Below are 4849 nucleotides of genomic sequence, written 5' to 3'. Positions count from 1 at the left end.
CCGCGCGGTCTCCGCGACGCCCCGGCCGCCGGAGTCACGCTCGCCGAGGCGGACTCCCTGCCGGACCTCGCGCTGTGCTCCACGGCTGTACGGGCGCGCCAGACCTGGGAGTTGGCCTCGGCCGAGTGGGGCACCCCGCCGCCGGTGCGGTACGAACCACGGCTCTACGCGGCCGACGTCGCGGATCTTCTCGACGCCGTTCACCAAGTGCCGCCCGAGGTCGAGACGTTGCTCCTGATCGGGCACAACCCCGGTCTGGAGGAACTCGTCCTCGAACTCGCCGGCGACAGTCTCGACGACGCGCTCGACGAGGTCCGGGTGAAGTTCCCGACCTCGGCCATCGCGGTCCTGGCCTGGCACGGCCGCACCTGGCAGGACCTCGCCCCGGGCACGGCCCTGCTGACGGGCGTGACCGTGCCCAGGGGCAAGAAGAAGTAGGCCTGCCGTCAGGGGACTTGGAGGAACTCGCGGGCTCCGCGCAGCCGTGTGCGCAGGCCTTCTTGTGTCGCGGTGCTGTCCAGGCGGACGTCGAGGGCCCCGGAAGCGCCTTCTCCGCGTCCGGCGGGCAGCAGGGCCGCGTCGAGTCCGTCGCGTCGGGCGATGAGCACGCCGAGTTCATGACGGCTGAGGGCGTCCGGCCCGGCCAGGTGGAACATGCCGGACCCGTCGGACAGGGCGAGTTCCAGCAGGGCGGCGGCCAGGTCCTCGACATGGACCGGGCAGCGGACGACATCGGTGAACAGGACGCCGGCGCGGGCACCGGCGGCCAGTTCGTGCACCATGCGCTCGTGCGCGGAGCCGCCGTTGCCGATGATCAGTGAGGTGCGAGCGACCGCGGCGGCCGGTGTCAGGAGGCGTACGGCGGTCTCGGCGGCGGCCTTCGCCGCGCCGTACGGCGTGACCGGGTCGGGCGGGCAGGACTCGTCGTAGGAGATCCGGGAACCGGAGAACACGGCGTCGCTGGAGACATGGACCAGGCGGCGGCCGTGCCGTGCCGCCGCCATCGCCACGCGGACCGAACCGTCGGCGGTGACCGCCCAGTCGCTCAGTCCGCTGGTCGCGTTGATGATCGCGTCCGGGGCCAACTCGGCCAGCAAATCGTAGAGTTGGGCGTTCGTGCGGAGATCGAGCTGGTGCCAGGAGACGCCGGGGGTGTCGCCATCGGGGCGCGAGGAGCAGTACGTCGCCGCCGTGGACCAACCCGCCGCGCTCGCCCGGCGTACGAGTTCCGTGCCCAGGAAGCCGCTGCCGCCGACGATAAGGACCTTCACCGCTCTTTCCCGGTCAGCCGACGTGGACGCGCGGCCGTCGCTCCGGGTCCGGTTCCGCGCGGCGCAGTACCTCGCGGGTGACCGGTGCGACCTCGCCGTCGCCGAAGACGAGGAAGCGGATCAGATGGCTGACCGGGTTGCCCTCGGTCCAGTCGAAGTAGGCGTGGGGGACCTCGCCGGTGCGGTCCCGCAGGGCCAGCAGGACCGCGGCGATCGAGTTGGGCACCGTGGGGCCCTCGACCCGGAGCCGCCGGACTCCGTACTTCTTGTCGCCGTGCACGGCGATGTCCGCCGTGAAGTCCGAGGAGTCGCGGACGATCACCTCCACGAAGAGCACCGGGCCACCGTCCGGGATGTGGGTGTGCTCGCGCTGGCTGTACTCCTTGGCGCGGTACTCCCGACTGCTGTGTTCCTGCGGCTCGTTGGCGATCAGCCGCAGCGGGCCGGAGTGGGCCGCCTCGTCGATGAAACGGGCTGCCGTGTCGTCGAACGTGACCTCGGCGGCGCGGAGTTCGAAGGCGCGGCGGATACGCGAACCGAACGACGTCACCAGGATCAGCACGATGAAGATCCCGGCGATCTTGATGCCGTCGGGCCGTTCGATGACGTTCGTGACGAGGGTGTACGCGAACACGGCGGTGATCACGCCGAAGCCGAGCGTCGCCCTGCGATGGCCGCGCTTGTGCACGGTGACCGTCGAGGCGAACGCCGCCGAGAGCATCAGCACCAGCACACCGGTCGCGTACGCGCCGCTCTGCGCGTCGACGCTCGCGTGGAACCACAGTGTGATCAGCACGGCCGCCACCATGAACACGAGCACCAGCGGACGCACGGCCCGCGTCCACTCCGGGGCCATGCCGTAGCGCGGCAGATACCGGGGGACGAGGTTCAGGAGCCCGGCGAGTGCGGAGGCGCCCGCGAACCACAGGATGGCGATCGTCGAGACGTCGTAGAGCGTGCCGAAGGCCTGGCCCAGGTGCTCGTGCGCGAGGTAGGCGAGCGCGCGTCCGTTCGCCGGGCCGCCCGTCTTGAACGCGCTCTGCGGGATGAGGATGGTCGTCGCCAGGCTGGACAGCAGCAGGAAACCGGACATGATCACGGCGGCCGTGGTGAGCAGTTTGCGGGTCTCCCGGATCCGGCCCGTCGGCTTCGCCCAGGTGTCAGTCGGATCGCCCTTGACCTGCGGCATCACCGCCACGCCCGTCTCGAAGCCGGACATGCCGAGCGCGAGCTTCGGGAACACGAGCAGGGCCACGCCGACCATCGCGAGCGGTGAGGAGTGCGCGGCCGTCATCGCGTCCGTCCAGTCGCCGATCTTCACCGGATGGCTCAGCACCTCCCAGGCGGACACCGCGAGGACCACCACGTTGAGCGAGAGATACACGCCCACCAGCACCACGGCGATCCCGATGGCCTCCCGGAACCCCTTCAGGAAGACCGCGCCCAGCGCGCCGACCAGCACCAGCGTGATCCAGGTGTTGCCGCCGTGCATCCAGCCCGGCGCGAACGGGTTCTCCACGACGTGCGCCGCCGCGTCCGCCGCCGACAGGGTGACCGTGATCATGAAGTCCGTCGCCGCGAAGCCCAGCAGCACCAGGACGAAGATCTTCCCCGACCACCACGGCAGCAGCCGCTCCAGCATGGCGATCGACCCCTCGCCGTGCGGAGACTCGTGCGCCACCCGCCGGTAGACCGGCAGCGCCCCGAGCAGCGTCAGCCCGATCAGCACGACCGTCGCCAGCGGCGACAGCAGTCCGGCCGCGAGCGCGGCGATGCCCGGCTGATAACCAAGGGTGGAGAAGTAGTCGACACCGGTCAGACACATGACCCGCCACCACCGGTGCCCCTCGTGCTCCGGGTTCGGGGTGGCATGCGGGCCCGGATGCCGGGCGCTCTGCTCGCTCAGCCCGTCCAGGAGCCAGGCCCGGCAGCGGTCGGCGGCGGACCCGGAACCACCGGATTCCGTGCTCTCCGTAGGGTCCACCTGCGCGCCGGTCATGCTGAGAACTCCCTGTGATCGAACGACCGTGCCCGCCATCCGGGCAACGAGGAGCGAGTATCCACCACATCGTCACCCGCACCCGGACCGGGGGCGACCCCTGACACTGCGCATAGGCTGGCCGGATGCAGGACGAGTACCGCACAGTGGCCCGACCGGGTGTGCACGAGACCGAGGTCAATCGCTCCCGCTTCCTGTGCGCCCTCGCCCCGGCGGCCAGCGAGCAGGAGGCCCAGGACTTCGTGGCGCGCGTCCGCAAGGAGCACACCGACGCCTCGCACAACTGCTTCGCCTACGTCATCGGCGCCGACGCCGCGATCCAGAAGGCGAGCGACGACGGCGAACCCGGCGGCACGGCAGGCGTCCCCATGCTCCAGATGCTGCTGCGCCGCGACATGCGGTACGTCGTCGCCGTCGTCACCCGCTACTACGGCGGCGTCAAGCTCGGCGCGGGCGGCCTCATCAGGGCGTACGGCGGCTCGGTCGGCGAAGCCCTCGACACCCTCAGCACGCTCACCCGCCGCCGCTTCCGGCTCGCCACGGTCACCGTCGACCACCAGCGGGCCGGCAAGATCCAGAACGACCTGCGCGCCACCGGCCGCGAGGTCCGCGATGTCCGCTACGGCGAGGCGGTCACCATCGAGATCGGTCTGCCGGACGCCGATGTGGACGCCTTCCGGGCGTGGCTGGCCGATGCCACGGCGGGGACGGCGGTGCTGGAACTGGGCGGCGAGGCGTACGGAGACGCCTGACCGCAAAGGGTTTTGACGGTGTGTCAGGAGTGCCAGTTCCAGACCTGGTTGGAGCTGCCCGCGCAGCCGAAGGTCTGCACCGGCTGACCGTCCTGCCCCGACTCGGAGGCCTCCGCGTCCAGACAGAAGCCGTCCGGGGCGCTGACCAGGGTCCCGGCGCTGCCCAGTTGCCACCGTTGCGCGCTCAGCCCGTCGCAGCTCCTGGCCCGGATCTTCGAAAAGTTCTGGCCGACCGTGTCGGCGTCGGCGTCCAGGCAGGAGTGGTTGCCCTGATTGACGACCAGGTACTGGGACGCATGGCCGGGCACGCGGTACAGCGCCCACTTCTGGGCCGCCGCGCCGTTGCACCCCCACACCTGCACCGCGGCGACGCGGGCGTCGAGGCACCGGGCGACATCGACGGCGTGGACGCTCTCGGTGACGGTCACCGAACCGGCCCGGACCGGTCCGCGCTCCGTGCCGTACAGCAGCTTCACGGTCTGCGCGTCGACCGACCCGCTCGCGGTGGTTCCGGCCTCGGTCTGGAAGGTCTTCACCGCGTCGACCGTCGCATCCCCGTAGTCGCCGTCGACCGTGACGTGCAACCCGTGGCCGGCGAGGAGGAGTTGGAGGGCCTTGATGCAGTCGCCGTGGGAGTGCGACGCGAGTTCGGCGACGCACGAGGCGATCCGGATGTCGAGGGTTGCGGGATCGTGGGTCGGCGCGCTGGAAGGGCTCTGCGACGGCCCGCGCGTCGCCGCCGACGCGGTCACGCTCGATGCCGTGCCCGGTGAACCGCCGCCGCCCGAGGGCGAGTTCTCCGGCACGGCGCCGGCCGAGGGGGTCCG

General features: G+C 71.2%; 5 protein-coding genes. 2 read left to right on the top strand and 3 right to left on the bottom strand.

All coding sequences use genetic code 11. The annotated features are described in order from the left end of the window. A partial coding sequence (locus R6V09_RS46145; RefSeq protein ID WP_317887456.1) for a SixA phosphatase family protein occupies positions 1 to 438 on the top strand: 438 nt, incomplete at its 5' end. 8 nt (positions 439 to 446) lie between these two features. Here R6V09_RS46145 and R6V09_RS46140 read toward each other — a convergent pair. Both R6V09_RS46140 and R6V09_RS46135 read right to left on the bottom strand, forming a co-directional pair. Continuing rightward, the gene (locus tag R6V09_RS46140; RefSeq protein ID WP_317887455.1) at positions 447 to 1271 is read right to left on the bottom strand and encodes an SDR family oxidoreductase; all 825 of its coding nucleotides are present in this window, start codon (positions 1269 to 1271) and stop codon (positions 447 to 449) included. 13 nt (positions 1272 to 1284) lie between these two features. After that, the gene (locus tag R6V09_RS46135; protein ID WP_317887454.1) at positions 1285 to 3270 is read right to left on the bottom strand and encodes an amino acid transporter; all 1986 of its coding nucleotides are present in this window, start codon (positions 3268 to 3270) and stop codon (positions 1285 to 1287) included. Positions 3271 to 3395: 125 nt separating this feature from the next. Here R6V09_RS46135 and R6V09_RS46130 point away from each other — a divergent pair, with 125 nt between their 5' ends. Beyond that, positions 3396 to 4022, top strand: a complete 627-nt coding sequence (locus R6V09_RS46130) for a YigZ family protein (protein WP_317887453.1) — start codon at positions 3396 to 3398, stop codon at positions 4020 to 4022. Positions 4023 to 4045: 23 nt separating this feature from the next. Here the strand turns inward: R6V09_RS46130 and R6V09_RS46125 are convergent. Beyond that, positions 4046 to 4849: ricin-type beta-trefoil lectin domain protein (locus R6V09_RS46125; protein WP_317887452.1), on the bottom strand; the 804-nt coding region annotated here is incomplete at its 5' end.

Source organism: Streptomyces sp. W16 (assembly GCF_033194735.1).
Classification (GTDB): Bacteria; Actinomycetota; Actinomycetes; order Streptomycetales; family Streptomycetaceae; genus Streptomyces.
This window is presented reverse-complemented; position numbering and strand designations above follow the sequence as displayed.